24 protein-coding genes and 1 riboswitch are annotated in these 27000 nt (G+C 60.7%); of the genes, 19 read left to right on the top strand and 5 right to left on the bottom strand.

Annotated elements, in window-relative coordinates:
- From RBI05_RS14790 to RBI05_RS14765, 6 genes are read left to right on the top strand one after another with little or no spacing between them, the layout of a single operon-like run.
- Entirely contained in the window at positions 1 to 882 is an 882-nt protein-coding gene (locus tag RBI05_RS14790; protein ID WP_310551669.1) for an ABC transporter permease, read from the top strand.
- A gap of 59 nt (positions 883 to 941) precedes the next feature.
- Positions 942 to 2546 (top strand): FAD-binding protein, encoded by a 1605-nt coding sequence (locus RBI05_RS14785; protein ID WP_310551668.1) that lies wholly within the window; start codon positions 942 to 944, stop codon positions 2544 to 2546.
- Complete coding sequence (locus RBI05_RS14780; RefSeq protein WP_150459314.1) at positions 2543 to 2875, top strand: 4Fe-4S dicluster domain-containing protein; 333 nt, start codon at positions 2543 to 2545, stop codon at positions 2873 to 2875. The genes RBI05_RS14785 and RBI05_RS14780 overlap by 4 nt, the downstream gene beginning before the upstream one ends.
- Before the next feature lie 52 nt (positions 2876 to 2927).
- Complete coding sequence (locus RBI05_RS14775; RefSeq protein ID WP_310551667.1) at positions 2928 to 3980, top strand: ABC transporter substrate-binding protein; 1053 nt, start codon at positions 2928 to 2930, stop codon at positions 3978 to 3980.
- A gap of 21 nt (positions 3981 to 4001) precedes the next feature.
- On the top strand, positions 4002 to 5642 hold the full coding sequence (locus RBI05_RS14770) for an FAD-binding protein (protein WP_310551666.1): 1641 nt from the start codon (positions 4002 to 4004) through the stop codon (positions 5640 to 5642).
- The gene (locus tag RBI05_RS14765) at positions 5639 to 5989 is read left to right on the top strand and encodes a 4Fe-4S dicluster domain-containing protein (RefSeq protein WP_150459311.1); all 351 of its coding nucleotides are present in this window, start codon (positions 5639 to 5641) and stop codon (positions 5987 to 5989) included. The genes RBI05_RS14770 and RBI05_RS14765 overlap by 4 nt, the downstream gene beginning before the upstream one ends.
- A 103-nt stretch (positions 5990 to 6092) precedes the next feature.
- Here RBI05_RS14765 and RBI05_RS14760 read toward each other — a convergent pair whose 3' ends face one another.
- Positions 6093 to 6644: a glutathione peroxidase gene (locus RBI05_RS14760; RefSeq protein ID WP_310551665.1), complete on the bottom strand. Its 552-nt coding sequence runs from the start codon at positions 6642 to 6644 to the stop codon at positions 6093 to 6095.
- A gap of 191 nt (positions 6645 to 6835) precedes the next feature.
- Here RBI05_RS14760 and RBI05_RS14755 point away from each other — a divergent pair, with 191 nt between their 5' ends.
- From RBI05_RS14755 to RBI05_RS14745, 3 genes are all read left to right on the top strand, one after another.
- A complete protein-coding gene (locus RBI05_RS14755; RefSeq protein WP_150459309.1) occupies positions 6836 to 7510 on the top strand; it encodes a Na-translocating system protein MpsC family protein in 675 nt (224 codons plus the stop codon).
- A 149-nt stretch (positions 7511 to 7659) separates the two neighbouring features.
- Entirely contained in the window at positions 7660 to 8046 is a 387-nt protein-coding gene (locus tag RBI05_RS14750; protein WP_310551664.1) for a response regulator, read from the top strand.
- Between the two features lie 207 nt (positions 8047 to 8253).
- Positions 8254 to 10182: a PAS domain-containing hybrid sensor histidine kinase/response regulator gene (locus RBI05_RS14745; protein WP_310551663.1), complete on the top strand. Its 1929-nt coding sequence runs from the start codon at positions 8254 to 8256 to the stop codon at positions 10180 to 10182.
- 83 nt (positions 10183 to 10265) lie between these two features.
- Here RBI05_RS14745 and RBI05_RS14740 read toward each other — a convergent pair whose 3' ends face one another.
- Entirely contained in the window at positions 10266 to 10952 is a 687-nt protein-coding gene (locus tag RBI05_RS14740; RefSeq protein WP_310551662.1) for a GGDEF domain-containing protein, read from the bottom strand.
- A gap of 532 nt (positions 10953 to 11484) precedes the next feature.
- On the opposite strand from RBI05_RS14740, the gene RBI05_RS14735 reads away from it, so the two are divergent.
- From RBI05_RS14735 to RBI05_RS14725, 3 genes are all read left to right on the top strand, one after another.
- A complete protein-coding gene (locus RBI05_RS14735) occupies positions 11485 to 12564 on the top strand; it encodes a bifunctional 3-deoxy-7-phosphoheptulonate synthase/chorismate mutase (RefSeq protein WP_150459305.1) in 1080 nt (359 codons plus the stop codon).
- A gap of 65 nt (positions 12565 to 12629) precedes the next feature.
- Positions 12630 to 12767, top strand: a complete 138-nt coding sequence (locus RBI05_RS14730) for a hypothetical protein (protein WP_310551661.1) — start codon at positions 12630 to 12632, stop codon at positions 12765 to 12767.
- Between the two features lie 108 nt (positions 12768 to 12875).
- Positions 12876 to 13712 carry a prohibitin family protein gene (locus RBI05_RS14725; protein WP_223879930.1) on the top strand — a complete coding sequence of 279 codons (837 nt, stop codon included), beginning with the start codon at positions 12876 to 12878 and terminating at the stop codon, positions 13710 to 13712.
- 127 nt (positions 13713 to 13839) lie between these two features.
- On the opposite strand, the gene RBI05_RS14720 is transcribed toward RBI05_RS14725, so the two are convergent.
- A complete protein-coding gene (locus RBI05_RS14720; protein ID WP_310551660.1) occupies positions 13840 to 15168 on the bottom strand; it encodes an APC family permease in 1329 nt (442 codons plus the stop codon).
- 257 nt (positions 15169 to 15425) lie between these two features.
- A riboswitch (guanidine-I (ykkC/yxkD leader) is annotated at positions 15426 to 15537 on the top strand.
- 77 nt (positions 15538 to 15614) lie between these two features.
- Here RBI05_RS14720 and RBI05_RS14715 point away from each other — a divergent pair.
- From RBI05_RS14715 to RBI05_RS14700, 4 genes are read left to right on the top strand one after another with little or no spacing between them, the layout of a single operon-like run.
- Positions 15615 to 16340, top strand: coding sequence for an urea amidolyase associated protein UAAP1 (locus RBI05_RS14715; protein ID WP_310551659.1), 726 nt, complete (start codon positions 15615 to 15617; stop codon positions 16338 to 16340).
- Positions 16340 to 17008, top strand: coding sequence for an urea amidolyase associated protein UAAP2 (locus RBI05_RS14710; protein WP_310551658.1), 669 nt, complete (start codon positions 16340 to 16342; stop codon positions 17006 to 17008). Before RBI05_RS14715 ends, RBI05_RS14710 begins: the two co-directional genes overlap by 1 nt.
- Entirely contained in the window at positions 17001 to 20648 is a 3648-nt protein-coding gene (gene uca, locus RBI05_RS14705; RefSeq protein WP_310551657.1) for an urea carboxylase, read from the top strand. The genes RBI05_RS14710 and uca overlap by 8 nt, the downstream gene beginning before the upstream one ends.
- Positions 20645 to 22381, top strand: coding sequence for an allophanate hydrolase (locus RBI05_RS14700; RefSeq protein WP_310551656.1), 1737 nt, complete (start codon positions 20645 to 20647; stop codon positions 22379 to 22381). The genes uca and RBI05_RS14700 overlap by 4 nt, the downstream gene beginning before the upstream one ends.
- Before the next feature lie 188 nt (positions 22382 to 22569).
- Here RBI05_RS14700 and RBI05_RS14695 read toward each other — a convergent pair whose 3' ends face one another.
- Together RBI05_RS14695 and RBI05_RS14690 are read right to left on the bottom strand one after the other, a co-directional pair.
- Positions 22570 to 23565 (bottom strand): ketoacyl-ACP synthase III, encoded by a 996-nt coding sequence (locus RBI05_RS14695; RefSeq protein WP_150459299.1) that lies wholly within the window; start codon positions 23563 to 23565, stop codon positions 22570 to 22572.
- A 12-nt stretch (positions 23566 to 23577) separates the two neighbouring features.
- Positions 23578 to 23919 carry a hypothetical protein gene (locus RBI05_RS14690; protein ID WP_150459298.1) on the bottom strand — a complete coding sequence of 114 codons (342 nt, stop codon included), beginning with the start codon at positions 23917 to 23919 and terminating at the stop codon, positions 23578 to 23580.
- 267 nt (positions 23920 to 24186) lie between these two features.
- On the opposite strand from RBI05_RS14690, the gene deoC reads away from it, so the two are divergent.
- From deoC to RBI05_RS14675, 3 genes are all read left to right on the top strand, one after another.
- Positions 24187 to 24864, top strand: coding sequence for a deoxyribose-phosphate aldolase (gene deoC, locus RBI05_RS14685; protein WP_310551655.1), 678 nt, complete (start codon positions 24187 to 24189; stop codon positions 24862 to 24864).
- 223 nt (positions 24865 to 25087) lie between these two features.
- Positions 25088 to 26395, top strand: coding sequence for a homocysteine synthase (locus tag RBI05_RS14680; RefSeq protein WP_310551654.1), 1308 nt, complete (start codon positions 25088 to 25090; stop codon positions 26393 to 26395).
- Between the two features lie 102 nt (positions 26396 to 26497).
- Entirely contained in the window at positions 26498 to 26911 is a 414-nt protein-coding gene (locus RBI05_RS14675) for a hypothetical protein (protein WP_310551653.1), read from the top strand.
- The last annotated feature ends 89 nt before the right edge of the window (positions 26912 to 27000 follow it).

Below are 27000 nucleotides of genomic sequence, written 5' to 3'. Positions count from 1 at the left end.
TTGAGTGAACACGTGGAACGCATCGCCGAGTCGGTCCCGGGCGTACCGGCCGGCAAGAGCCGGGCGAAGCCGGTCCGGCCGGAAGCTGCCCGAAGGCCGGCGGCAGGGCCCGGCTGGAGAGCGCAGCTGACCGATTGGGGCCAGGCGGCCGCTCTGCCGGCAGCTGTGCTGGCCGTCTGGCAGATTGCCGGGGGAGCCGGCTGGGTGTCGGCGGAATTTCTGCCAACCCCTGCGTCGATTGCAGCGTCCTTCTTCCGGCTGGCAGCCTCCGGCGAGCTGCTGCGCCATCTGGAGATCAGCGTCTGGCGGGCGCTGCTCGGATTTGCCGCCGGAAGCGCGCTCGGTCTGCTGCTTGGCCTGCTGACCGGGCTGTTCCGCAGCGCAGCGTATCTGCTGGACCCGGCTTTGCAGGTTCTGCGGCTGATTCCGCATCTGGCGGTCGCTCCGCTGATTATTCTCTGGTTCGGCTTCGGCGAAATTTCCAAGGTGGCGATCATTATGAGCGGCTCATTCTTCCCAATCTATATCCATACCTTTGCCGGAATACGCGGGGTGGAGAACAAGCTGTACGAAGTGGGAAGGGTACTGGCCTTCGGCCCGTGGCAGCGGCTGCGGCGGCTGATCCTCCCGGCCGCGCTGCCGAATATCCTGCTCGGTCTGCGGCTGTCGATGGCGGTCGCCTGGATCGGTCTGGTCGTGGCCGAACTGATCGGCTCCCGGTCCGGCGTCGGGTTCCTTATTAATGAAGCGAAGCAGAATTCAGATACCGCGGTTATCTTCGTCGGCATTCTGATCTTTGCGGTCGTGGGCAAGCTGATCGATACACTGTTCCGGTTCCTGGAGAAGCGTCTGCTGTTCTGGCGGGACAGTTATCGCGGCTAAAGGACATCGCGATTGAGACCAAAGCGATTGAGGCCATATACAAGAGAGGGTGAGCGTCCATGACGAATGCGAAATTGAACTCGCTTCATTTAACAACGGATGTACTTATACTTGGAGGGGGTCCGGCCGGAACCTGGGCGGCTCTGGCTGCGGCAGCGGCCGGTGCCAAGGTCGTGCTGGCGGACAAAGGATACTGCGGCACGAGCGGAGCCACCGCACCGTCGGGAACGGGCGTCTGGTACGTCGAGCCCGAAGCCCGCCTTCGGGAAGAGGCGAAGGCGAGCCGGTTCCGGCTCGGAGGGGAGCTTGCCGAGCACCGCTGGATGAACCGGGTGCTGGACCGCACCTATGCGAATATGAACCGTCTCGGCGTACTGGGGTATCCGTTCCCGGTCGACGAGTTCGGCAACCCGCACCGGCGCGGCCTCCAAGGTCCCGAATATATGCGGCTCATGCGCCGGCTGGTCAAGAAGGCGGGCGTCCGCATTCTGGACCACAGCCCGGCGATGGAACTTGCAGCCGACAGCCACGGCGTTGCCGGAGCTTCCGGGGTACGCCTGGAGAGCGGCGAGCCTTGGAGCGTCATTGCCGGAGCGGTGGTCATCGCCACGGGAGGCTGCGCCTTTCTGAGCAAGGCGCTGGGGTGCAACGTGCTGACGGGTGACGGCTATCTGTTCGCCGCCGAAGCGGGAGCCTCGCTGTCGGGCATGGAGTTCTCGAACGCCTACGCGATCTGCCCGACCTTCTCTTCGGTAACGAAGACGGCGTATTACAGCTATGCCAGCTTCTATTATGAAGACGGGACGGTCGTGGAAGGGGCCGGCTCCAAGAAGGGCCGCTCGGTGATCGCCCGCAATCTCCTGGCCGGCCGCCAGGTGTACGCCCGGCTGGACCAGGCCCCCGAGGATATCCGTCCGCTGCTCCGGGTAGCCCAGACGAACTTCTTCCTGCCGTTCGACCGGCTCGGGATCGATCCGTTCACCGACCTCTTCCCGGTTACCCTCCGGCTGGAAGGCACGGTCCGGGGAACGGGCGGCATCCGGCTGGCCGGAGAAGACTGCCGGACCGAGGTGCCGGGATTGTACGCCGCCGGGGACGCCGCGACGCGGGAGCTGATCTGCGGCGGCTTCACCGGCGGCGGCAGCCACAACGCCGCATGGGCGATGTCCTCCGGCTCGTTCGCCGGAGAAGGGGCGGCGCAGTACGCGCTGTCGCTCGGGCGGCATGCGGCGGACCGCCGTCCCGCCGGGCTGGCCGTCTCTCCGCTGCGCGGCGGGAAGGAGGAGAGCGGCGCCGCAGCGCGGACGGGCGAATATACGGAAGCTGTTCAGCGGGAAGTGAAGCCGTACGATATCAACCTGTTCCGAACGGAAGAGTGGCTGTCCGCTTCCCTTCAGCGGCTGAACAGCCTCTGGCGGGAGCAGCGTGTCCGCCCCGCGGCCCGGACGGCCGAAGGCGTCAAGGCCCGGGAAGCCGAAGCCATGACGGCCACCGCCCGCTGGATGTACGCTTCCGCGCTGGAGCGGAAGGAGAGCCGCGGGATGCATAAGCGGGAGGACTTTCGGTCGGAGGATGCGGCCCAGCATTACCGCCTGATCACCGAAGGACTGGATGAAATCCGGGTCAGCCGCGAAGAGGTTGTCCAGGAGGAGGTGCTGCAATGATCGAAATCGTAAGCGCAAGCCGGTGCATTCAGTGCAATCAGTGCGTGTCCGTCTGCCCGACGCGGGTATTCGACCGCGGAGCGGACGGCATTCCGGTCATCGCCCGCCAGAGCGACTGCCAGACCTGCTTCATGTGCGAGCTCTACTGCCCGGCCGATGCGCTCTATGTGGCGCCCCAGGCCGAAGGAGCCATGCCGGTATCCGAGGCGGAACTTGCCGAAGCGGGCCTGCTCGGCGGCTACCGGGAGAAGGTCGGCTGGGGCAAGGGCCGCCGTCCGGTCGCCTCCCGGGACGACTTGGTCCGGCTGTCCCGCCGGGCCGGGGTCTAGCGGACCCGAATTCCACGCTCTATCCATAATGAAGAAACAGGGGGAGTTTATAATGGCATATCGTACAAGCGAGAGTAGAAGATTCAACCGGCCGGCGCTGCTCCGGCTGCTGCTGGCGACGGCCGCGGCGCTCTCACTGCTGGCGCTGGCCGCCTGCGGAGACAATGGCGGAACCGGTTCGGCCGGGAATAAGGCTGAGGCGGCGGGAGCGGAAGCCGGTAAGCACACAGCACCCGCGGTGCTGAATTACGGCTATATCGGAGCGAATGATCTCAATCTGCCCGGCGGAGCCGAAGGCTGGGGACTCTATAAAGGCATCATTCAGGAAGAACTGAAGAAACACGGCATCACCGAAATCAAGCTGACCGGATTCCCGAACGGACCCGATCAGACAGAATCGCTGATCAGCGGGCGGCTCGACGTCGGCAGCCTCGGCGACACCCCGGCGATCATCGCCTATGCCGGCGGCGCCAAGACCCGGCTGATCGCCCAGAGCTCGGTCGGCAACGTCGCCTACCTGATTGCCAGAAAGAACGGGCCGGTCAGCGTCAAGGACCTGGAGGGCAAGACCATTGCCACTCAGAAGGGCTCCTTCATGCACCGCTATCTCGTCGGTCTGTTGAAGCAAGAAGGCGTGAAGAATTACAAAATCGTCCACATGCTGATCCCGGACGCTTCTGCAGCGCTGGCCCGCGGCGACATCGACGCCACCACGAACAACGGCGTCCAGGCATTGAAGCAGATTGACGAAGGCTATCCGCTGCTGGACGATGCCACCCGGCACCCGGAATTGCTCGGCTCGAGCGCAACGGTCGTATCCAAGGCGTATCTGGAGAAATTCCCGGAATTCCCGCAGGTCTGGAACGAAGCGCGGAAGAAGGCGCTGGCCGATCTGAAGCAGCACGAGGACGAATATTACGCATTTCAGGCCAAGATTGGCAGCACCACGCCGGAGCTTGCCAAGAAGACCAGTCCGATTGAGAATCTCCGCGAAGAGGCATTCACCGAGGAGGGCACCAGCCTGCTGGAGGGAACCAAGCAATTTCTCGTAGAGGAGAAGCTGGCAAGAAAGGACTTCCGGCTATCCGAATGGCAGCTTCAATGAGAGGAGTTGAACGGCAACAACATGTCCAAGTCAACCGATGAACTGTGGACTGCCGATGTGCTGGTTCTTGGCGGCGGTCCGGCCGGCGCCTGGGCCGCATGGAGCGCGGCGGCTTCGGGAGCCCGGGTCGTGCTGGCCGACAAGGGCTACCTTGGTACAAGCGGGGCGACCGCGCCCGGCGGGACGACGCTGCTGGTCGTTCCGCCGATGGCCGAACTGCGCGAAGCGGCGGTGCAGGACCGCCTTCGCGCGGGCGGCTACCTGTCGGAGAATGCCTGGATTCACCGCGTGCTGGATCAGGTGGACCGGAACCTCGAGCGGATTGGCGGGTGGGGCTACCCCTTTCCGAAGGATGACCGGGGGATGCCGATGCGCACCCACCTGCACGGCCCGGAATACATGGGCCTCATGCGGAAGGTGGTTCGCCGGGCCGGCGTGCGCATTCTGGATCAGTCGCCCGCGCTGGAGCTGCTGCGCGATGGCTATGGCGTCGGCGGAGCGCGCGGCCTGAACCGGCTGACCGGCCGGAGCTGGGAGGTGCGGGCCGGCGCAGTCATCATCGCCACCGGCGGCTGCGCCTTCCTGAGCAAAGGGCTGGGCTGCAATGTGCTGACCGGAGAGGGGCTGCTCATGTCCGCCGAAGCGGGCGCCCATCTCTCCGGCATGGAATTTACCCGGCAGTATGCGCCAAGCTTTGCCGAAGGCAGCGTCACCCGCGGGCGCATGCTCGCCTGGGCAACGCTCTACGACGAAGCGGGACGGCCGCTGCTGAAGGGCGACCGCACCTTCGGCAGCCTTCCGGAGCTTATGCTTCGGGGGCCGGTCTATGCTTCGCTGGATCTTGCCGATACCGAGGAGAAGCGGCAGTTCCTGAGACGCGCCCATCCGATCTTCTTCATGCCGCTGGAACGGGCGGGGATCGATCCGTTCCGGGACCGGTTCCCGCTTACGCTCCGCTACGAAGGGACCATGCGCGGAACCGGCGGGCTGCGGCTGACTGGCTCCGGCTGCGAGACCACGGTCCCCGGCCTGTACGCCGCCGGAGATGCTGCTTCGCGCGAGAAAGTATGCGGCGCGGTGTCGGGCGGCGGCGCGTACAATGCCTCCTGGGCGATGTGCAGCGGCGCCTGGGCCGGAGAAGCGGCGGCCCGTTACGCCCTGCCGCTCGGGAAGGCTCCGCGTCTGCTCGCCGGAGCGGGCGGCGCCGCCTCCGGACTTGCCGGCGGCGCTTCCGGCTCGGCGGGGACGCTGGAGGCCCGGCCGCTGATTGCTGCGATCCAGCGCGAGGTACTCCCGCTGGAGATTAACTTTGCCCGGAGCGAGCCGGGCATCGGCTCGGCGCTCCGGCGGCTGGATGGCCTGCTGCCGGAGCTGGAAGGGCGGATAGGAGACGCCGTGCAGGACCGGGTCAAAGCCCGCGAAGCCGCGGGCATGCTGGCCGCCGCCCGGTGGATGTACACCGCCGCCCTGGCGCGCAGAGAGACGCGCGGGCTGCATACGCTGGCCGAGTATCCCCGGCTCGATCCGAAGCAGACGCACCGGCTGATTCTGTCCGGCGTGCGCACAATTGCTGCCGGAACGGAGCCGGTGCCCCATGCCGGCGAGCTGGAGCGGGAGACGGCGGCCGAACTGTCCCTTCCGGGAAAGGAGCGGGCGATATGATCGAGCTTATAAGCGCCGAGCGCTGTGTGGGCTGCCAGCTGTGCGTCCGGGTATGCCCGACGAATGTCTTCGATTTCGACCGGACTGCGAAGCTTCCCGTGACCGCCCGACAGGAGGACTGCCAGACCTGCTTCATGTGCGAAGCCTATTGTCCGGCGGACGCCCTGTACGTCGCGCCGCAGGCAGAGCGGCGGGTGGAGGCCGAGGAGGCGGAGCTGGCATCGGCGGGGCTGCTCGGAAGCTGGCGCAGCGAGATCGGCTGGTCGCCGGGCGTCCCGGATACGATGGCCGAGCGGGACACCACGCCCTGGTTCGAGGAGTTCACGCTGCGCCACAGAGGCCGCTAAGAACCCGGTGCCGGCGCCAAAAGACAGAGAAAGGCCGCTTGCTGCCTGCCCGAAGCGGGCGGGTGGCAAGCGGCCTTCCTATTAATCAATTTTAGGCAAAGCCCTAGAGCAGGGATTCAATGACGGGCTCGATGTCCAGCGGATCGACCGGCGTTTCGAACCGCTCGGCCACATGGCCGCTGCGGTCGATCAGGAACTTGGTGAAGTTCCATTTGATCTCGTCTGTGGCAAGATCGCCGGGGTTCCGTTCTTCCAGCATAGCCTTGAGCATGCGGGCCGCCGGATTGGCAGCATCGAATCCCCGGAACCCGGCTTCTTGGATCAGGTGGGCATAGAGGGGATGCTTGTCTTCGCCGCGTACTTCGATCTTCTCGAAGAGCGGGAAGGTAACGCCGTAGTTAAGCTGGCAGAAGGTATGTACTTCTTCATTCGTGCCGGGTTCTTGGCCGCCGAATTGGTTCGAAGGAAATCCGAGAATGACCAGGCCTTGTTCTGCGTATTTGTCGTACAGCTTCTGGAGGTCGGCATACTGCGTGGTGAAGCCGCACTGGCTGGCCGTGTTCACAATCAGCAGCACTTTGCCGCGGTATTGGTCGAGGCCGATTTCCGTTCCCCGGATCGTTCGGGCGGTGTAGTCATAGACGGTTGCGTTCATAGCTGTTCTCCACTCCCAGCGAGATATTTTCTTTCCTATTTAATTGTAGGCAATTCAAAAAAATATGTCAAAATTCTTATGTACGAACCCTTCGCAAGCGATTATACTAATTGGGCGAACTGTTTTTTCAGCAGGCAAAATCCCTCCCCGGATATTCAGATGAACTGAATTTTATTGCTGGAGGAACATGCATGAGCACAATTGATCTATCGGGCCAGCTTTCCAGTTTTGCGGGCAGGCTGCTCCGGGAACGTTTCGGCAAAGGTCCGGAATCCATTTATGCCTCTATCGGCAAGCAGTGCATTACGCTGCACATTCGCAATTTTATCGGACCGGTCGAACGCTTTTTGTTGAGCAAGGAAGAAGAGCAGGCCTTTCGGTATACCCGGGAGCTGCTGATGAAATCCCTTCTTCCCGAACTGTCTTCGTTCCTCAAGAGCGAGATGGACATCGAGGTAGGAGAAATTTTTTACGATTGGGGTATACATAACGCTTCGGGCATGATCGTAGCTCTGACTAAGAACGACGATACGTACGTCGATCATTATGCGGGACGCGAAGAGGTGCACGCCCAGATTGTGGAAGTCAGCCGCAAAGTCCAGAAGGAGCCGGATTTCATTGATTCCTGGTGGCTTAACCCTCGTACTCTTATCATCAAGCGGGAAGGCATCCTGATCCTTCTGGAGAAGGAACTGATTGATCTGGGCTACGAGAACACGCTGAAGACAACCAAACGAAAGATGGAGAAGCGCTATCTGGAAGAGACCACGACTATCGCCCCGCTTCTGGGCAAGGAATTATCCGATATTTATGTCGATTGGGACTTCGAGAAGGATACCAGCGTTATCGCGTATACATTTTACTGAGAATTGATAGGCCATACCTGGATAGGCGGGAATGAGTCGGACATGTCGCATGAGCCGAACATAAGCCGAAGGAGGGGCGCATGCCCTTTTCTTCGGCTTTTTCATTTTAGGCCAAATCCCCGTGAGACCTGGGACAAGGAGGACCGCACATGACTGAATCGGACGGGACGGTGTTATATATTGAGGACAATCCGCTGAACATGGCGATGATGCATCATATCTTCCGCAAAAACTTCCCGGACGTGCGCCTTCTTGGCGCCGAGACGGGAGAGAAGGGTCTGGAGGCCGTGCGGACCCATCGGCCGAAGCTCGTCATCCTGGATATCGGGCTCCCGGGAATCGACGGCTACGAAGTGCTGAGCCGGCTGCGCGAACAGGAAGAGAGCGCAGGCATACCTGTTCTGGCGATCAGCGCCTTTGCGGAAGAGTCTGATATTTCCAGAGCGAGCCAAGCGGATTTTGCCGCCTATGTCACCAAACCGATTGAAATCCGGTCGTTTACCCGGCTTGTCGAGGAACTGCTGGATATCCGTTAGTCGACGCGGCTGCGACGATTTGCAAAGGGATTCCGGGGAGGGATGCCGCTTTGCGCCCGCCTTTTGGCGGGATGCGCGTCAGAGGCGCAGGGACAAGCAGGAATGCAATTGACTTTCACCGGGATATACAACATATTAGTATTACAGTTTTTTAATACTGATAGGTCAACATATCCAGTTTGATCCCACAAACAGGCGGTGAATGGTGTGCAGATTAAACCGAATGAAGAGGCGGCCGGAACCAGCGGCAACCTATACGAGGATTCCATATACCGGCTGATTGCCGGAGCTTTTCGCGATATTGTCTATCTGGAGGGACCCGGCCGGAAGTGCCGGTACTGTTCCTCCTCGGTGCAGGACGTTCTCGGATACCGGCCGGAGCAGCTGCTCGGACGCGATAACCGCGGGCTGGTTCATCCCGAAGACCGGAAGAAGCTGAATTCCGTTACGCTTGACCAGGCTATGGAGCTGCGGATTCGGCATGCGGATGGACATGATGTATGGCTGGAGTTCAAGATAAATCCGGTCGATGACGGCGGCGTTCTTAACTATCTGCTGGAGGCGCGCGACATTACGGAACGGCGGGCGATGGAGCGCCAGCTTCAGGAGACGATCGAACGCTACACCTCCTTGAAGAAATATAATCACGACGCCATTATCTCCGTCGATCTGCAAGGCAAGGTTATCCACGGCAATGAGCGCGCCGAAATTCTGACCGGATACAGCATCTCGGAACTGACCGGCTCGAGCGTCGAGATTCTGGTCGGAGAAGGCCATATGGGCGGCATTCTGGATTACGAGGCCGATGTCACTCCGAAACAGCCGAACATTGACCTCATTTACCGCAAAGACGGGGGAACGGTCGAGGTGCTGACCACGGTCGCTCCGATCGTCATCAGCGGCAACCGCTGGGGCTTCTACCTCATCATCAAGGATATTTCCGAAGAGCGACGGCTCAAGATCGAGAAGGAGCTGGCAGAGCAGATGAGCCGGGCCAAGAGCGACTTTCTGGCTGTAATGAGCCATGAAATCCGCACGCCCATGAACGGCGTTATCGGTATGACCGAGCTTCTGCTGGAGATGGATTACCCCGATCCGCTCATTCAGGAATATCTCGAGGTTATCCGCAGCAGCGGCAACACTCTGCTGGCAATTATTAACGATGTGCTGGATTTTGCCAAGATCGAGGCCGGGCGGACCGAGCTTACCGAGGAAGACTTCTTCCTCCAGGAGACGGTGGAATCGGTGATTCATATGCTCAGCGCTTCAGCGGAGGGCAAAGGTCTGGAACTGGGCGTCGCCTTCGAGGAAGGCATACCGGCCAGACTGTATGGAGACAGCGGGCGGCTTCGGCAGATTCTGGTGAATCTCGTCGGCAATGCGGTCAAATTCACGGAACAGGGAAGCGTCCGGGTAGAAGTAAGCCCGGTGGCGCGGCGGGACGACCGGATTAAGCTGCAGTTCCGGGTGGAGGATACAGGCATCGGCATTTCCGAGGAAGACCGCGGACGGCTGTTCGAGCCGTTCATGCAGCTGGATACGCCGGCGCACCGGCAGGGTGAGGGCACCGGGCTGGGACTGGCCATTTCCAAACGCTTGGTTGAGCTGCTGGGCGGGAATATCGAGATCGGCAGCAAGCCGGGACCGGGAGCTGTATTCGTCTTCACGGCGGAGTTTGCTCTGAAGGGACCCGGGCATAGCGCCGCTACGGCCGGGGAAGCAACCTCTCTGGAACCGCCGGCGAAGCGGCTGCGCATTCTTGTAGCGGAAGACAATGAAGTGAACCAGCTGGTGCTGCTCAAAATGCTGGAGAAGCGGGGACACAGCGTCCGAATTGTCGAGGACGGGCTGGAAGTGCTGGATGCCCTGCGGGAGGAAGAGTTCGATCTCTTGCTTCTGGATGTGCAGATGCCCCGGATGAACGGACTGGAAGCGGCCCGGATTATCTGCGCCACCTTCCCGCCGGAGCGCCGGCCGGTTATGATTGCGGTGACGGCCAACGCGCTCAAGGACGACCGTGAGCGCTGCCTGGAGGCGGGGATGGATGAATACCTCAGCAAGCCGCTGAAGAGCGAGGACGTGGTGGAGATGATCGACCGGTTCTTCCGGAATTCCGGAGATTCCAGACGCCACTAATTGCATAGACCAGACGCAGTATATAGACAGGCTGTCCCTGCCCGCTGAGGCGTCGGACAGCCTGTTCGTGCTGCTTAAGAGGTTCAGCCGCTTCGTCGGACACTGTCGGAGACCTTGCCGGGAGGAGAAGCCGCGTCTCCTCCGTTCTTCTGGGCGTACATGCGGCGATCGGCGAGCTGGAGCAGCTGCTCCAGCTGATCCTGACGGTCGTCGGGGAAGAGGGCGGAACCGACCGAGATGCTGACCGGCATTCCGGTTGCGGCAGAGAGATCGGAGGCCGCACTGCGCAGCTCTTCTATTCGCTGCTCCATGTCCCGGATATCGTCGCAATAGCCGCAGATCAGGAACTCGTCGCCACCCCAGCGGGCCGCAAGCTCTCTTTTGGGAGCGCAGAGCAGAATACGCCCCACGGCAGTCAGAAGCCGGTCTCCGGCGGCGTGCGACAGAGTATCGTTGATCTGCTTGAAATCATCGCAGTCAATCAGCAGCAGATAGAGCTTCCGGCTGCGGCGACGGGCCGTCCGGATCATGGCGGGAATGCGGCTTGCCGCATAGCGCCGGTTGTAGAGCAGAGTGAGAGGATCTTTATGGGCATAGAAATTGGCGCGGTCATACTGCAATCCGCCCCAATAGCCAAGCGCAAGGAGAAGAGGATACCCGAACCAGTCAAGCGGGTCAATTCCGCGGCCGGATAAATGATAATAGAGCAGATAGAAAGAGTGGAACATCAAAGTGGCGGTTAAGGCCACCGCCCTCCCTGTTGTTCGCATCGACATCACCCCGAGTTGGTCTTTAAGACCTATCTGTGTAAGTCTTTATAACTAACTATCGACCGTCCCTGTCCGAATCATTAGCCAAATTGCAAAAGAACCAATAAAATTATACCATTTAACTTTTCCACTTTAAAGCGGTGCCTTGCAGCCGGGATGCCTTTGCATGTAAGATAGCAGAAAACCGGCCCTTGGCCGGCGATCAAACGAGACAGATGATGACGAAGAGAGTAAGCGCGGGTAAGAATGTCCGGACCAGGGAAGGCCTGCCGAAGACTGAGAGCAGCCTCGCAAGACGACCGTGCCGAAGTTCACTTCCGAGTCGGCCTTTTGAATACCGCTCCGGCGGGAAGTAGAGAGGCCCGCATTCCTGCGTTACCGGATTGAAGATGGGAATCGGATCGGCCGCCTGGAGCGGACCCGCGCCGGTTGCCAATAAGGGTGGTACCACGGCTCCTCGTCCCTTGCGGCGGGGGGCCTTTTTGTCTGCATCGAAGTGAATTTATATTAACCAAGGGGAGTGTCATGAACAATGAGCAATGCTGAACTGGATCGTCTGAGAGACCGGCTGGACGAGATTAATGCAGAGCTGCTGAGCCTGATTTCGGAACGGGCTGAGGTTGTACGGGAGATCGGAACCGTCAAAGAGAAACAGGGCGTGCCGAAGTTCGACCCCGAGCGTGAGAAGCAAATGCTGGAGAAGCTGGTATCTAGCAACAAGGGACCGTTCACCAACAGCACCATTCGCACGCTGTTCAAACAGATTTTCCAGGCTTCCCTTGATCTGCAGAGCGCCGAACACAAGAAGAGTCTGCTGGTCAGCCGCAAGACCCGCAAGGAAGACACCGTCATCGAGCTTCCGCAGGGCGTGCTCGTCGGCGGAGCGGCTTCTCTGATGGTAGCGGGACCTTGCTCTGTCGAGAGCGAGGAGCAGACCCGTACCGTAGCGGCCGCGCTGGCCAAAGCCGGCATTAAGGTCATGCGCGGCGGCGCCTTCAAGCCCCGCACCTCGCCGTATGATTTCCAGGGCCTCGGCATGGACGGTCTGCGCATTCTCCGCGAAGCTGCCGATGAATACGGCCTGCTGACGATCAGCGAGATCGTGGACCCGGCTCATATTGAACCGGCGCTTGATTATGTCGATGTGATCCAGATCGGCGCCCGCAACATGCAGAACTTCGAACTGCTGAAAGCGGCGGGCGAAGTCAGAAAGCCGGTCCTGCTCAAGCGCGGACTGGCGGCGACGCTGGAGGAGTTCATCCACGCTGCGGAATATATCATGTCCCGCGGCAACACGGAAGTGATGCTGATCGAACGCGGCATCCGCACGTACGAGAAGTGGACGCGCAACACGCTGGATATCTCGGCGGTGCCGATTCTCAAGCAGGAGACGCATCTGCCGGTTCTGGTGGACGTGACCCATTCCACCGGACGCAAGGATATCCTCGTCCCTTGCGCCAAGGCGGGATTGGCGGCCGGAGCCGACGGCATTATGGTCGAGGTCCATCCTGATCCGGCAACGGCGCTGTCCGATGCGGCACAGCAGCTCAATATCGAGGAATTCAATCAATTCTACAATGACGTGAAGGCATCGGGCCTGTTCCGTCAATAAGGGCAGACAAGCGGAAGCCCCCCTTCGAAAGCGCGATTTCAGCGCTTCCGAAGGGGGGCTTTGTCATGGATCAGGACCGTCGCGGCACAGCCGGAACGAGCGCAGTGCAATATTGGGGAACGGCCTCGATCCGGTGGAAGGCGGCAATCCCGACGCCGTCCGTGTACCGCAAGCGGAAGCGGAGCAAAGGAGCGGACGACTAGAAGCCGGTCCTGAGCGGGCGGCGTCCGCGAATTCCCGGCCGGGCGAATTTTGCATCCAAATGCTGCGATCTTCGTATTGTACGGCATGAGAACAAGGAGGGATCCGCAATGAACATGGAATTGAACCCCAAGTTTCGCGGCAGACGGGCGGGCCGGCTGATCGGGGCAGGCGCTGCGGTGCTGTTGGTGCTGGTGATCGGAGGCAACGCCTTCACGACCGTCCAATACGGTCACGTCGGTCTGTACAAGACGTTCGGCAAGCTGAATGACAGTGTGCTGACGCCCGGCATTCATTTTAAAATTCCCTTTATCCAGCAGGTGATCCAGGTCAACACCCAGGTGGCGAAGACGGAGACGGATACTTCGGCTTCCTCGAAGGATTTGCAGCCGGTCTCGACGCATGTAGCCGTCAACTATTCGGTCGACAAGGAGACGGCGTTCACGCTGATGAACAACATCGGGGGCAACTTCGATACGGTGATCATCAATCCGGCGATCCAGGAGATCGTCAAGGAAGTGACGGCCCGCTATCCGGCGGAAGATCTGATTACGCGCCGCGACCTGGTAGCCGGGGAGATCAGCGACCATTTGACGAAGCGGCTGGCCAAGTATGATCTGATCGTGAACGAGATCAACATCGTGAATTTCAAATTCTCGGATGCGTTCAATCAGTCCATCGAAGCGAAGCAGGTTGCCCAGCAGCAGGCGCTGAAGGCGGAGAATGACCTCAAGCGGGTCCAGATTGAAGCGAAGCAGAAGATCGCCCAGGCGCAGGCGGAGGCGGAATCGCTGAAGCTGAAGAAGCAGGAGGTCACGCCGGAACTGGTTCAGCTCAAACAGCTTGAAGTCCAGGAACAGGCGGTGGAGAAGTGGGACGGCAAGCTGCCGAGCGTTACGGGCGGCGCCACGCCGTTTATCGATGTGAATTCGCTCAGCGGGAAGTAAGCCGCCTGCGCGGAAGCGGAGCGGAAGAAGCGGAAAGACAAGACAAGACATGACAAGGCGTTCCTCCCTTTGCGGAGGAACGCCTTTTTACGAAAGAGGGGGACAGTAGGGGGCGCGATTCGTCTCTTCAAGCCATTCCTTCAGCCTTGGCTACCGAAGCGGCCTGCCGCATCTTGATTCCCCGCAGGGCATAGAAGGCCAGACCGGCCAGCAGCCAGCCTCCGCCGAGAACAAGAGAGCCGGTATCGAGCAGGGTGATAAGGTACAGGACGAAGCCGGAGCCGAAGAGCGGGCAGACAAGCCGGATCAGCAGATCCCGGGGAGACCGCTGCCTGCGGCGGATGATGTAGTGGGAAATGACGGACAGGTTGACGAAGAGGAAGGCGGTAAGCGCGCCGAAGTTGACGAACTTGATCGCGGTATCCAGGCTGATGAAGAGCGCGGAGAGAGAGATCAGACTGGCGAGAATAATATTGAATACCGGCGTGCGGAATTTGGGATGAAGGGAAGCGAAGGGCTTCGGGAGCAGGGAGGTGCGGCCCATGACGAACAGGAGGCGGGTCACGGTTGTCATGGAGGACATGCCCTGTGAGAGAATCGAGAAGATGATGACAAAAGTAAAGATCGAGGCGAGCACACTGCCGCCAATGGACTGCATCAGCTCGAACCCGGCGGAATCCATATGTCCGAAGGCGAAGTTCGGATACATCTGCTGAATGAGATAGGCGGTGGCGAAATACATCAGCCCGGCCAGCAGAACGATAATCATGATGGCGCGGGGGATGGTCCGGCTCGGGTCCCGGGTCTCTTCGGCCATTGTGGTAATCGAATCGAAGCCGAGGAACGAGAAGCAGACCAGCGACGCGCCGGCCAGAATCGAAGAGAAGGACACGCCTTCGCCGGCGGCCAGCGGGTTCAAGCCCCCGGTCATGCCGCCTTGAAGGGCCTTGTAGACGAGAAGCGCGCAGAAGCCGGCGATGAAGAGAATCTGCATCAGGACGAACACTTTGCTGATATTGGCCGATTCCTTGATGCCGGCAATATTGATGCCCATGACCACAATCGTAAGCAGGACAATCCATACGGAGGAGGGGACGGAAGGGAACTGGGCGTGAAGATTGATTCCGAACATGAGCACGGCAATGATGCAGGAGAAGATATAGTCGAGCAGAACGGCCCAGCCGACGAGAAATCCGATGAAGGGATTCATGGACCGGCTGACATACGTATAGGCGGAGCCCGAGACGGGAAAAGCACGGGACATCTGGCCATAGCTGGATGCCGTGAACACAATGGCGATGAAGGCAAGCATATAAGCTGCAAGCAATTGGCCGTGGGAGCCGTCGTGCAGAACACCGAAGCTGGTGAAGAAGATCATCGGCGACATCCAGGCCAGCCCCATCGTCACAACATGGGACAGAGACAAGTTTCTCTTTAATGTTAGGTTTTCGGACATTTGCATCCCTCCGTACTTTTAATGAATCCGCAGCGAAATGGCACCCGTGTCATGACACCTCACATTTTTGCAGGGGTTTTTCAAAAAATCAAGTCTTTTTTTCGCGGCTACATCCGAACATATGTTTGAAACGGACAAAAAACACAAATGAAAACTGCAAGTCGGAGCGAAATATCCGTCTTTTACAAAAAAATACGGTCAGGTTTCTTGCCGAACGGAAATTTATGTGTTAGGATTAATTACACAAGAAAGTTCATAGCAAAGTCTTCTAGGGTTCCGGGCTCCTCCAGCAGGGGTCGGCTGGTCCGAGAGAAGACGCATCGGCTTCCAGCAAGCCGGTGTACACGGCGGGATAAAAGCCCGGGAGAATCCATCAAAGGCGACTTTGATGCTTCTCCCGGGCTTTTTCTTTGTATCCAAACTCGAACGAATCAGGGGGAATTCAGATGACAGCCGCATTCTCGATTACCTTGCAGCCGGGAGGCAAGTGGTCCGCCCGCATCGGCAGAGGCAAGTCCGTTACGTTGACCGCTGCCGGAGACGGAGCGAATCTGGCCGTTCTGCTGTACCAGGCCGCCGATCCTTCGGAACGCTACAATATGCCGGATTCCTTAAAAGCGCAGCACACCGCCTACTATAGCGCGGGGCATGTTCTGATGAGCGACCAGGGCCGGGTGCTGGCCTCGATCACCGAGGACACGGCGGGCTGGCATGATCCGCTGGGCGGGTATACCGACCGGGCGGAGACCGACCGGAAGTACGGACCCACCTCCTATCAGAACGAGCGCAACGCCTGGCTGCGCAGCGGGGAAGAGAATCTGACGGTGGAGCTGTTCCGCCATAATCTGACTCCCCGGGATATGGGGACGCCGGTCAATTTCTTCTCCCGTGTCATCTGCGAGCCGGACGGGACGATGCGCTATATCCCTTCCGGTTCGGCCGGCCGGTCGGTGACGCTGCGGACGGAGACCGATGTGCTGCTGATCTGCTCGAACACTCCGCATCCGCTGAATCCCTCGGGAGTGTATCCGGATGCTGCGGTGAATATCGCGGTGGAAGAGGCGCTGCCCGTCAAGGCGGATGATCGCTGCGTCAATCACTGCGCCGAGAACCGGCGCGCTTTTGAGAACACTTGGAATGCCGAATGGCTGATGAGAGGAGCGAACCTGTGATGAGCACATTTCAACCGGTAAGCAGCGGCAAGAATGCGGCGGAGGCGGTCTATGACCGGATTATTCCGGCCGGAGAGGGCTGGATGGGAGACTTGCTCCCGGGTCAGACGCTTCGCATCGTCGATCTGGAAGGCAATCAGGCCGTGGACACGCTGTTCTACTCCACCGAGGACCCCGGCGACCGCTACAGCGCGGTGCGGACGATTGCCCGCCAGCGCAATCTGTATCTGACGACAGGCTCGGTGCTGTTGGCCGAATCCGGCCGGGAGCTGATGAAGATTACGGCGGATACCTGCGGGCGCCATGATACGATCGGGGGCGCCTGCTCGGCCCAGAGCAACACGGTACGCTATGCGCACGACAAGCTGCCGATGCACAACTGCCGGGATACCTTCATGCTGATGCTGTCGGACCGCAGCGAATTCGACAAGCGCGATCTGGCGCCGAACGTCAACTTCTTCATGAATGTGCCGGTCACGCCGGAGGGAGAACTGACCTTCGCCGACGGCGTATCGGGTCCGGGACGCTATGTAGAGCTGACGGCGCTGGCGAAGGTGACGGTGCTCATCAGCAACTGCCCGCAGCTCAACAACCCGTGCAACGCCTACAACCCGACGCCGGCTCAGGTGCTGATCTGGAATGCGGAAGGAGAGGAACGCCATGTTTAGCAAAGTGCTGATTGCCAACCGCGGCGCGATTGCCGTCCGGATTATCCGTACGCTGCGCTCAATGGGCATCTCTTCGGTAGCCGTCTATACCCGGGCGGACCGCGACAGCCTGCATGTCCTGCAGGCCGACGAGGCGGTCCTGATCGGCGAAGGCCCGGCCCGGGAGAGCTATGTCAACGCCGACCTGATTCTGCGGGTTGCAGAAGAGACCGGAGCCGATGCCGTTCATCCCGGCTATGGCTTTCTGAGCGAGAATGCAGCCTTTGCCGCGGCCTGCGCAGAGCGGGGCATCGTCTTCATCGGCCCTTCCCCGGAACACATCGAGCTGTTCGGACTCAAGCATACAGCGCGGCAGGCGGCGCAGGAGGCGGGCGTGCCGATGCTTCCGGGAACGGGACTGATCCGGGATGCGGCCGAAGCGGCAAGACAGGCGGCGGGAATCGGTTATCCGGTCATGCTGAAGAGCACCGCCGGAGGCGGAGGAATCGGCATGCGGGTCTGTGCGGATGAAGCGGCTTTATTGGAAGCGTTCGGTTCCGTAACCCGTCTGGCCGCTGCGAACTTCAATGACGGCGGGGTATTCCTGGAGAAGTATATTGCCCGCGCCCGCCATGTCGAGGTGCAGATCTTCGGGAACGGGTACGGCGAAGCGGCGGCACTCGGCGAGCGGGACTGCTCCGTGCAGCGGCGCAACCAGAAGATTATCGAAGAGACGCCGGCGCCGCTTCTGCCGGAGACCGTGCGGCGCGATATGCACGAGAGCGCCCGCCGTCTGGCCCGGTCCGCCGGGTACCGCAGTGCGGGTACGGTCGAATTCCTGTACGATCCGGAGGCCCGGTCGTACTACTTCCTTGAAGTCAATACGCGGCTGCAGGTAGAACACGGGGTCACCGAAGAAGTACTCGGTGTCGATCTGGTCGAATGGATGATCCGCGAAGCCGAAGGAGAGCTGGAGGGCCTGGAGGCGCGTCTGCGTACACCGCAGGGACACAGCCTCCAGGTACGGCTGTATGCGGAGGATTGTGTGAATGATTTCCGTCCCGGGGACGGGCGAATTGACGATATTCTATGGCCGGAAGGCGTCCGGATCGAGACCTGGATTCAGAAGGGGCTTGAAGTTACGACGCTCTATGACCCGATGCTGGCCAAGCTGATTGTCCACGCCGACACCCGCAGCGGGGCGATTGCGAAGATGACCGAAGCGCTGCGGACGCTCCGCGTGTACGGGGTGACCACCAACCAGGCTTATATTGAAGCATTTCTTCAGACCGAAGCTTTCGGAGAAGGATTGGTGCACACCCATATGCTGAACGGCTTCCTGCCGTCCGAGCGGGCGATCGAGACGCTGGACGGGGGCGTGCAGACCACCGTCCAGGATATGCCGGGCCGGGTCGGCTACTGGGACGTCGGGGTGCCGCCTTCAGGTCCGATGGACCGGCTGGCCTTCCGCATCGGCAACCGGCTGCTCGGCAACGACGACTCGGCGGCCGGCCTGGAGATGACGCTGCGCGGCGGAGCCTACCGCTTCCGGGGGGATCTCCGGTTCTGCCTGAGCGGAGCGGACATGGGCGCCGAGCTGGACGGTTGTCCCGTGCCGCTGTACACCCCGGTGCAGGCCAGGGCGGGCTCCGTGCTGCGTCTCGGCGAAGCGCAGACCGGAATGCGGGGCTACCTGCTGGTCGCGGGCGGCCTGGATCTGCCGCTGACGCTGGGCAGCGCCGCCACCTTCACCCTGGGCGGATTCGGCGGGCATATGGGCGGAGCCCTGCGTCCGGGAGCCGTGCTCCGGGTCTGCGGGCCGCGGCACGCGGCGGATAGCCGGCCGCAGCGCCGGCCGCTGGCTCCGCTGAACGAAGCCTGCCGCCCGTTCTGCGGGCGGGAGTGGACCATCGGCGTCATCCCGGGTCCGCATTGTACGGCGGAATACCTGCTTCCCGGCTATCTGGATCAGCTCACGGATACGGCCTGGGAAGTGCATTTCAACAGCTCCCGCACCGGCGTCCGCCTGATCGGGCCTGCCCCGCTCTGGGCCCGGGAGGATGGGGGAGACGCCGGCCTGCATCCGTCGAATATTCATGACAACGCCTATGCTGTGGGCGCGCTGGACCTGACCGGCGACATGCCGATTCTGCTCGGCCCCGACGGCCCGAGTCTGGGCGGGTTCGTCTGTCCGGTCACCACCGCAACGGCGGAGCTGTGGAAGATCGGCCAGCTCCGGCCCGGCGACAAGGTGCGCTTCCGGCTGATCACGGTAGAGGAAGCGGAAGCGCTGCGGGCCGCCCAGGAAGCCTGGCTGGACCGGCTGGGCGAAGAAGCGGCGCCGCTGCCGGAGCTGCCCGAAGTCTCCTCCGGCGCGTATGCGCCGCTCATCGCCTATGAAGAAGAGGGTCGGCGGTTCGCGATTGCCGTCCGCTGCTCCGGCGACGAGAACATTCTGGTGGAATATGGCGACCGGGAGCTGGATCTCCTGTACCGGTTCCAGGTCTACGTGCTGATGCAGGGCGTGAAGGACAGCGGAGCGATTCCCTTCATCGAGATGACGCCGGGCATCCGTTCTCTCCAGATTCATCTGGACGCTTCCCGGATTACCGTCAAGGAAGCCGCGGCCCGCATTCTGGAGATTGACCGCGCCCTTCCGCCGCTGGATTCCATCGAGGTCCCGTCGCGGATTGTGAAGCTGCCGCTCTCCTGGGACGATCCGGCTACCCGGCTCGCCATCGAGCGTTACCAGCAGAACGTCCGCCCCGACGCGCCGTGGTGCCCCAGCAATCTGGAGTTCATCCGCCGGATGAACGGACTCGGCTCGCTGGAGGAAGTTGCCGAGGTCGTCTTCAACGCCTCCTATCTGGTCATGGGGCTGGGAGATGTCTATCTCGGCGCCCCGGTCGCCGTACCGCTGGACCCGCGGCACCGGCTGGTCACGACCAAGTACAACCCCGCCCGGACCTGGACGCCGGAGAATGCGGTCGGGATCGGCGGCGCTTACCTCTGCGTCTACGGCATGGAGGGGCCGGGCGGATACCAGTTCGTAGGCCGGACCGTTCAGATGTGGAACAAATTCCGGCAGACAAAGAATTTCGCCGAGGGCAAGCCTTGGCTGCTCCGCTTCTTCGATCAGATTCGCTTCTATCCGGTCTCGGAAGAAGAGCTGCTGCGGATGAGAGACGAATTCCCGCGCGGGGAATTCGCCGTAGAGATTGAAGAGACGACCTTCAATCTGGGAGATTACCTGAACTGGCTGGAGGAGATCGGGGAAGAGTCGGCGGCATTCCGCCGGAAGCAGCAGGCTTCTTTTCAGGAAGAGAGAGCCCTCTGGAAGCGGCTTGGCATCGCCGAGCACGTCTCCGAACCGGAGCCCGCTTCCCACGGCGAGCAGGAGGCGCTGCCCGGCGGGAGTCTGGGGATGAACAGCACTATGTCCGGGAGCGTCTGGAAGGTGCTCGTCGAGCCGGGACAGCGCGTTCGCCGGGGCGAGACGGTTGTCATTGAAGAGAGCATGAAGATGGAATTCGCGCAGTCCGCCCCGTGCGACGGCATCATCGCTTCCATTTATGTGGAGTCCGGAGACCAGGTCCGGGCCGGCGACTGCATCGCGGCCATCTATCCGATCGAACAGGAAGAGGAGGCGACGGCATCATGAGCATTCAGGCGGTACCGGGAGAACTGACGCTGCATGCGCTGCGGAGCGGCTACTTGTCGGGCGCGTTCACGCCCCGGGAGGTCATCCTAGCAGTGGTTGAACGGGCAGTCCGCGACCGGGAGATGAAGATCTGGATCACAGAGCCGGATGCGGAGCGCATCGCGCCCTATCTGGAGCGTCTTGAGGAGCTGAATCCCGCGGAGTGCCCGCTCTGGGGAATTCCGTTCGCGGTGAAGGACAATATTGAAGTGGCGGGCTGGCCGGTGACGGCGGCTTGTCCCGATTATGAGTATACGCCCAAGTCCCATGCGGCCGTCGTCGAGCGGTTAATCGCAGCCGGAGCGGTTCCGGTGGGCAAAACCAATCTCGACCAGTTCGCCACCGGCCTGGTCGGAACGCGCAGCCCTTACGGCGCGACCCGCAACGCGCTGCGCCCGGAGCTGATCAGCGGCGGGTCCAGCTCCGGCTCCGCCGTCGCTGTCGCCCGGGGGCAGGCGGCGTTCGCGCTGGGCACGGACACCGCCGGTTCGGGGCGGGTCCCCGCGGCCTTGAACGGTCTGGTCGGCTACAAGCCGGCCGTCGGCGCCTGGCCGTCGGCCGGCGTCATTCCCGCCTGCCGGAGCATCGACTGCGTGACGGTATTCACGCGGACTCCCGATGAGGCCGCCGCCGTCGACCGGGCGGTCCGGGGTCCGCTCGCAGGCGATCCGTATTCGGCGGACCGTCCGCTGAACCGTCCCGGGCAGCCGGGGGTATGGCTGCTGCCGGAGGAGCCGCTTACATTCTACGGCCCCTTTGCCGGAGAATATGAAGCGGCCTGGGACGGGGCGAAGGACAGGCTTCTTCGCTCGGGAGCCGAAGTCCGCGAAGTGAAGACCGGAACGCTTCAGGAAGCGGCGGCGCTGCTCTACGAAGGGCCGCTCGTCGCCGAGCGCTGGAGCGATCTGGCTTCCTTCATTGAAGAGCATCCGGGAGCGGCGCTCCCGGTCACCGAACGCATTCTCCGCTCGGGGGCGAAGCCGGAATACAGCGCCGCCTCCTTGTTCGAAGCCCAGCACCGTCTGGCCGCAATCAAGGCGGAAGTGAGAGATTGGCTGGGCGGAGCGGTGCTGGTCCTCCCGACCTGCGGAGGAACCTGGACCCGGGAGCAGGCCGAAGCCGACCCGGTAGGCGCGAACAGCGCGATGGGGCTGTACACCAACCACTGCAATCTGCTCGATCTCAGTGCCATCGCCGTTCCGGCAGGCAGCGCAGGGCCGGATCTGCCGTTTGGCGTCACGCTGTTTACTGTTCCCGGGGAAGAGGGGAATCTGCTGCCGGCTTCCCGGTTCCTTCTGCAGCAGCAGGCGTACATCCGGGTGGCCGTCTGCGGGCTGCATATGCGCGGAATGGCGCTGGAGCCGCAGATGACCGGCTTCGGAGCCCGGTTTGTAGAGGAAGCCGCAACCGCTGCCTGCTACCGGCTGTACCGTCTTCCTACGGAGCCGGCCAAGCCCGGACTTGTCCGGACTGCGTCGGGAGGCGCTTCGATTGCGCTGGAACTATGGGAGATGCCGGCGGCTTCCTTCGGCCTCTTCACCGCCGGAATTCCCGCTCCGCTCGGAATCGGCCGAATCGAGCTGGAGGACGGAAGCGCGGTCCCTGGCTTTGTCTGCGAAGCCTATGCGGTTCAGGAGGCGGAGGAGCTTACCGCTTACGGCGGATGGAGGAAGGCGCAGAAGGTAGGAGTATAGAGCGCGCCGTTCGCCGGCGGAAGCGGTCCGAACTCCTTAAATAGGCAGTCCGTCCCGGCAACGACAGCAAAGCCGCGAATGACGGGGATTTCCCCCGGACTCGCGGCTTTGCTGATTCAAGATAAGTGTGTGCAGTCGCATGCCCCTGCAAGACGCAAGACTTACAGAGGCATGCGGAGACAGCGCTCCTAGTAGCGCAGAAGCATCGTCGGAATCTGCCAGCCGGCCCCGACCGACCAGAAGATCAGGTAATCTCCGCGCCGGATTCTTCCGTCTTCGACTCCGCGCTGGAAGGCGATAAACGGACTGCTCGTGGCGGTATAGCCGAATTCGTCGCCGACGTAGATAAACTTCTCTTTGGACTGTCCCAAAGCTTCCTGCATCAGTTCAATATTCTTCAGCGAGAACTGGGACAGGCAGAATGCCGAAATATCGTCCGGTGTCAGGTGATTGCGTTCCAGCAGGGTGCGGATATCCGCGATGGCGGCATCGACGCAGACGGTCCCGTCGAACGGAAGCCACCGGATATGGATATCGCGGGGCTGAATCCCTTCCCGGTACAGATTGGAACTGCCGCAGGCAGGGAAAGTGATCGTCTCATGAAGGTCGGAATCCGTGTAATAGAGCGAGTCGATCAGACCCTGGCCTTCGCCGCCCCTCTCGAGAATCACGGCCGCAGCCGCGTCGCCGAAATTGGCGTAGGTAACTTCATCGTCCGGGTTGCAGTGAACGGAGCTGAAGTCGCAGCCGACAACGAGGGCGTAGCGGACCTGCTCATTGCCGCGCATATACCGGCTGGTCTGTTCGACCGCGGTTACCATGCCGGCGCAGTTGGCGTTGGAATCCATCGTGATCGCCCGGTGCTTCCCGCCGAGCCGGTTATGAAGCAGCAGCGAATTGGTGGGGTACGTATATTCCGGCGTCTGGGTAGCGAATACGAACATATCGATATCTTCGGCGGCGAGACCGGAGGCCTCCAGCGCGCGCTGAGCCGCCTGAACACCCATCGTTAACGCATTCTCTTCGGCTGGGTCGGCAATATAGCGGTTCTCCCGGCCCATTGCGGCCATAAAATTGCGGATGTCCTTGCCCTGGCGATCGAAGTGTTCCAGGTAATAATCGTTATGGACAATTTTCTTGGGATGATAGTAGGCTGCCTGTCGAATCGAGACCGAAATATCCATAGAAGTTACCTCTTAAACTTCCCGGATTTCATAATGCTGAAGCTGTGTCGTACGTGCGACGCGGGACAGCTGCATTTTGAGAATCGGGTTGCGTTTAATGGTAAAGACTACGTTCTTGAAGCCGGAGTTTTTGTAGAGAATGAAGCACTGCTCCAGCATGGGCAGAACATCGGGAGACGATACGTTCAGCTCCGTGCAGTCCAGGATGATCTCGTACTGCTTCGGATCGAAAGCGCCAATCGCCCGGTTATAGTCGGCGATGAACAGCTCGGCGTCCTCGGTGGAGAAGGTCCCTCCTACCTTGACGTTCAGTGTGCTTGCATTTTTGTCTGTGTTGAGATTGAATGTACCCATGAATTAAAATGGCTCCTCTCCTATTATCAAAATGACGCGACAAAAAGTGGCAATTCGTTCGCCACTTTATCTTTTATCGGACGCAAGGCAAGAAATATTTAGGATATAAGACCTGAATGTGTAGAAAAACTACATATTAACGGAAGGGCCCCTGGGTACTGGGATTCATAAGCCGGAATGCCGTTCCTTTGCAAATGGACGATCAATTGGTATGATTACAGGGAAGCAAATTCGCCTTCATCGGAAGGCCATGGAGGATAAGACACTATGAATACACCCCAATTATCGCGAATGATTGACCATACACTGCTGAAGGCAGATGCCCGGAAGGAAGATATCGTCAAGCTGGCGGAAGAAGCCAAGCTCTACAAGTTCGCTTCGGTCTGCGTGAACCCGGCTTGGGTGAGCGTGGCCAGCGAAGTGCTGAAGGATACGCCTGAAGTCAAGGTCTGTACGGTAATCGGATTCCCTCTGGGCGCTTCAACGCCGGAGACGAAGGCATACGAGACTTCCGATGCCATTGCCAAAGGGGCAGGCGAGGTGGACATGGTTATCAACATCGGAGCGTTGAAGAGCGGAGACGATGCGCTGGTACAGCGTGACATCGCCGCCGTCGTGGAAGCGGCCAAGGGCAAAGCGCTGACGAAGGTCATTATCGAGACCTGCCTGCTGACGGACGAAGAGAAGGTGCGGGCCTGCGAACTGGCTGTGCAAGCCGGAGCGGACTATGTGAAGACGTCCACCGGATTCTCGACCGGGGGAGCCACCAAGGAAGACATTGCCCTGATGCGCCGGACGGTAGGCCCGGACATCGGCGTCAAGGCTTCCGGCGGAGTGCGCAGCGCCGAAGACGCGCTGATTATGATCGGCGCCGGTGCTACGCGCATCGGAACAAGCGGCGGCGTAGCCATCGCCAAGGGCGAACAGAATACCTCCGGTTACTAATCCGGAGGCTCCTCTTAACCGGGCTTCCGCCAACGATTGAACGCTGCGCTTCGATAAAACACTACCCTGATAAACAATTGTTTGTCGGGGTATTTGAAGTGCCAAAAATAAATGATATAATTCTGACCCGAATAATGTGAATTTCCTATTTCCAAGCAACGGGAGATATGAGAGAATGGGGTAACCATTTTTTCGCTACTAATATTTGGAGGAGGCTTACAAGATGACAGAAGAACGCAAGCTCGCATTTGAAACCCTCGCCATTCACGCCGGCCAGGAGATCGACCCGGTGACAGGGTCCCGCGCCGTCCCGCTCTACCAGACCACCTCTTACGGGTTCCGGGACACGGAGCATGCGGCCAATCTGTTCGGCCTGAAAGAATTCGGCAATATTTACACCCGGCTGATGAATCCTACCACCGATGTCTTCGAGCAGCGGATTGCGGCGCTTGAGGGCGGAGCGGGCGCGCTTGCGACCGCGTCGGGGTCGGCGGCGATTACCTTCTCGATTCTGAACATCGCCGGAGCGGGCGATGAGATCGTGTCCTCCTCCAGCCTGTACGGAGGCACTTACAATCTGTTCGCGATCACGCTGCCGAAGCTCGGCATCAAAGTACGGTTCGTGGACGCTTCCAATCCCGAGAATTTCCGGGCGGCCATCAATGAGAAGACGAAGGCCATCTTCGGCGAGACAATCGGCAACCCGCGCGGCGACGTGCTGGATATTGAAGCGGTTGCGGCCATTGCCCACGAGCATGGACTTCCTCTCATTGTGGATAATACGTTCCCCAGCCCGTACCTGCTGCGGCCCATTGAATTCGGAGCGGACATCGTTGTGCATTCGGCTACGAAATTTATCGGCGGACACGGGACGTCCATCGGGGGCGTCATCGTGGACAGCGGCAAATTTGACTGGGCCGCCAGCGGGCGGTACCCCGGCCTGACCGAGCCTGATCCGAGCTACCACGGCCTTGTCTATACCGAGGCGCTGGGGCCGATTGCCTATATTATCAAAGCCCGCGTTCAACTGCTGCGCGATGTGGGCGCCGCCATCTCTCCGTTCAATTCCTGGCAGCTGATTCAGGGCCTGGAGACGCTGCATCTGCGGGTCGCCCGCCACAGCGAGAATGCGCTCCGGGTAGCCCAGTATCTGGAGGCTCACGAGGATGTGGAGTGGGTCAGCTACGCCGGATTGCCGAGCCATCCTTCGTATGAATTGGCCCAGAAGTATTTGCCGAAGGGCCAGGGAGCGATTCTGACCTTTGGCATCAAGGGCGGGCGCGAAGCGGGCAGACGGCTGATCGAGAACGTGGAGCTGTTCTCCCATCTTGCGAATGTCGGCGATTCCAAATCGTTGATTATCCATCCGGCCAGCACGACGCACAGCCAGCTGACCGATGCCGAGCAGGTCACTGCCGGCGTGTCGCCGGAGCTGATCCGCTTGTCCATCGGCACAGAGAACATCGACGATATTCTGTATGATCTCGGCCAGGCCATCAAGGCCAGCCAGGTCGAGGTGACGGTGGGCTGATTGCCCCTTCTCCGGGATCAGCGCGCTTTTATCGCTTCTGCATAAATCGGGACGGTTGCCCGTATGTATGTAGTACCTTGCGAAAAAGGCGGTGCGATTAACATGAAGTATGAACCGAAGGAGCATCCTTCTTCTTTCGATCCATTGGGACGGCTGTGGGACAGCCGCACGGAACCGCCGCAAGAGATGGCGGTTTCTGCGGCGTCCGGGCCGTCTTTTTCCTTGTCTTACCGCGATCCGCGGCCGGCCTTCCTGGTCCTCCGGGAAGGCCGGCAGGAGCGGCGGGAACTGCGCGAGAAGCGGGAAGGAGAATATTCGGCGTCCGGACCGGTCTTGATCCGTACGGAAGAGTGGCTTCGCCTGCCGGAGATCGCGGAGCGGTATGAAGCCTGGCTGAACCGCCGGTCCGCGAGCCGGGAAGCCGAGCTTCGCCGCCTGTCCCTGCGGCTGCGGGCTGAAGCTGCCGCCTTGCTGGAGAGCCCCGGAAGCGACTGTGAAGTGCACCCCTTAGAATAGACATTGGAAAACCCCCCTGGTTATTCCGATAAAATCTAAGGGGTGCATTTTTATGGCGTTTAAAGGGCAGAAGCTCAAACAATATTCAG

It is taken from the genome of Paenibacillus glufosinatiresistens (assembly GCF_031470375.1).
GTDB classification, from domain to species: domain Bacteria; phylum Bacillota; class Bacilli; order Paenibacillales; family Paenibacillaceae; genus Paenibacillus_AQ; species Paenibacillus_AQ glufosinatiresistens.
Note: the sequence above shows the minus strand (reverse complement) of the source record. Positions and strands in the feature narration are given on the sequence as shown.

Bases quoted from the DNA above. Each gene is read 5' to 3' on its own strand.
- RBI05_RS14785 (WP_310551668.1), top strand. From the start codon at position 942: ATGACGAATGCGAAATTGAACTCGCTTCATTTAACAACGGATGTACTT.
- RBI05_RS14780 (WP_150459314.1), top strand. From the start codon at position 2,543: ATGATCGAAATCGTAAGCGCAAGCCGGTGCATTCAGTGCAATCAGTGC.
- RBI05_RS14775 (WP_310551667.1), top strand. From the start codon at position 2,928: ATGGCATATCGTACAAGCGAGAGTAGAAGATTCAACCGGCCGGCGCTG.
- RBI05_RS14770 (WP_310551666.1), top strand. From the start codon at position 4,002: ATGTCCAAGTCAACCGATGAACTGTGGACTGCCGATGTGCTGGTTCTT.
- RBI05_RS14765 (WP_150459311.1), top strand. From the start codon at position 5,639: ATGATCGAGCTTATAAGCGCCGAGCGCTGTGTGGGCTGCCAGCTGTGC.
- RBI05_RS14760 (WP_310551665.1), bottom strand. From the start codon at position 6,644: ATGAACGCAACCGTCTATGACTACACCGCCCGAACGATCCGGGGAACG.
- RBI05_RS14755 (WP_150459309.1), top strand. From the start codon at position 6,836: ATGAGCACAATTGATCTATCGGGCCAGCTTTCCAGTTTTGCGGGCAGG.
- RBI05_RS14750 (WP_310551664.1), top strand. From the start codon at position 7,660: ATGACTGAATCGGACGGGACGGTGTTATATATTGAGGACAATCCGCTG.
- RBI05_RS14740 (WP_310551662.1), bottom strand. From the start codon at position 10,952: ATGCGAACAACAGGGAGGGCGGTGGCCTTAACCGCCACTTTGATGTTC.
- RBI05_RS14735 (WP_150459305.1), top strand. From the start codon at position 11,485: ATGAGCAATGCTGAACTGGATCGTCTGAGAGACCGGCTGGACGAGATT.
- RBI05_RS14730 (WP_310551661.1), top strand. From the start codon at position 12,630: ATGGATCAGGACCGTCGCGGCACAGCCGGAACGAGCGCAGTGCAATAT.
- RBI05_RS14725 (WP_223879930.1), top strand. From the start codon at position 12,876: ATGAACATGGAATTGAACCCCAAGTTTCGCGGCAGACGGGCGGGCCGG.
- RBI05_RS14720 (WP_310551660.1), bottom strand. From the start codon at position 15,168: ATGTCCGAAAACCTAACATTAAAGAGAAACTTGTCTCTGTCCCATGTT.
- RBI05_RS14715 (WP_310551659.1), top strand. From the start codon at position 15,615: ATGACAGCCGCATTCTCGATTACCTTGCAGCCGGGAGGCAAGTGGTCC.
- RBI05_RS14710 (WP_310551658.1), top strand. From the start codon at position 16,340: ATGAGCACATTTCAACCGGTAAGCAGCGGCAAGAATGCGGCGGAGGCG.
- uca (WP_310551657.1), top strand. From the start codon at position 17,001: ATGTTTAGCAAAGTGCTGATTGCCAACCGCGGCGCGATTGCCGTCCGG.
- RBI05_RS14700 (WP_310551656.1), top strand. From the start codon at position 20,645: ATGAGCATTCAGGCGGTACCGGGAGAACTGACGCTGCATGCGCTGCGG.
- RBI05_RS14695 (WP_150459299.1), bottom strand. From the start codon at position 23,565: ATGGATATTTCGGTCTCGATTCGACAGGCAGCCTACTATCATCCCAAG.
- RBI05_RS14690 (WP_150459298.1), bottom strand. From the start codon at position 23,919: ATGGGTACATTCAATCTCAACACAGACAAAAATGCAAGCACACTGAAC.
- deoC (WP_310551655.1), top strand. From the start codon at position 24,187: ATGAATACACCCCAATTATCGCGAATGATTGACCATACACTGCTGAAG.
- RBI05_RS14680 (WP_310551654.1), top strand. From the start codon at position 25,088: ATGACAGAAGAACGCAAGCTCGCATTTGAAACCCTCGCCATTCACGCC.
- RBI05_RS14675 (WP_310551653.1), top strand. From the start codon at position 26,498: ATGAAGTATGAACCGAAGGAGCATCCTTCTTCTTTCGATCCATTGGGA.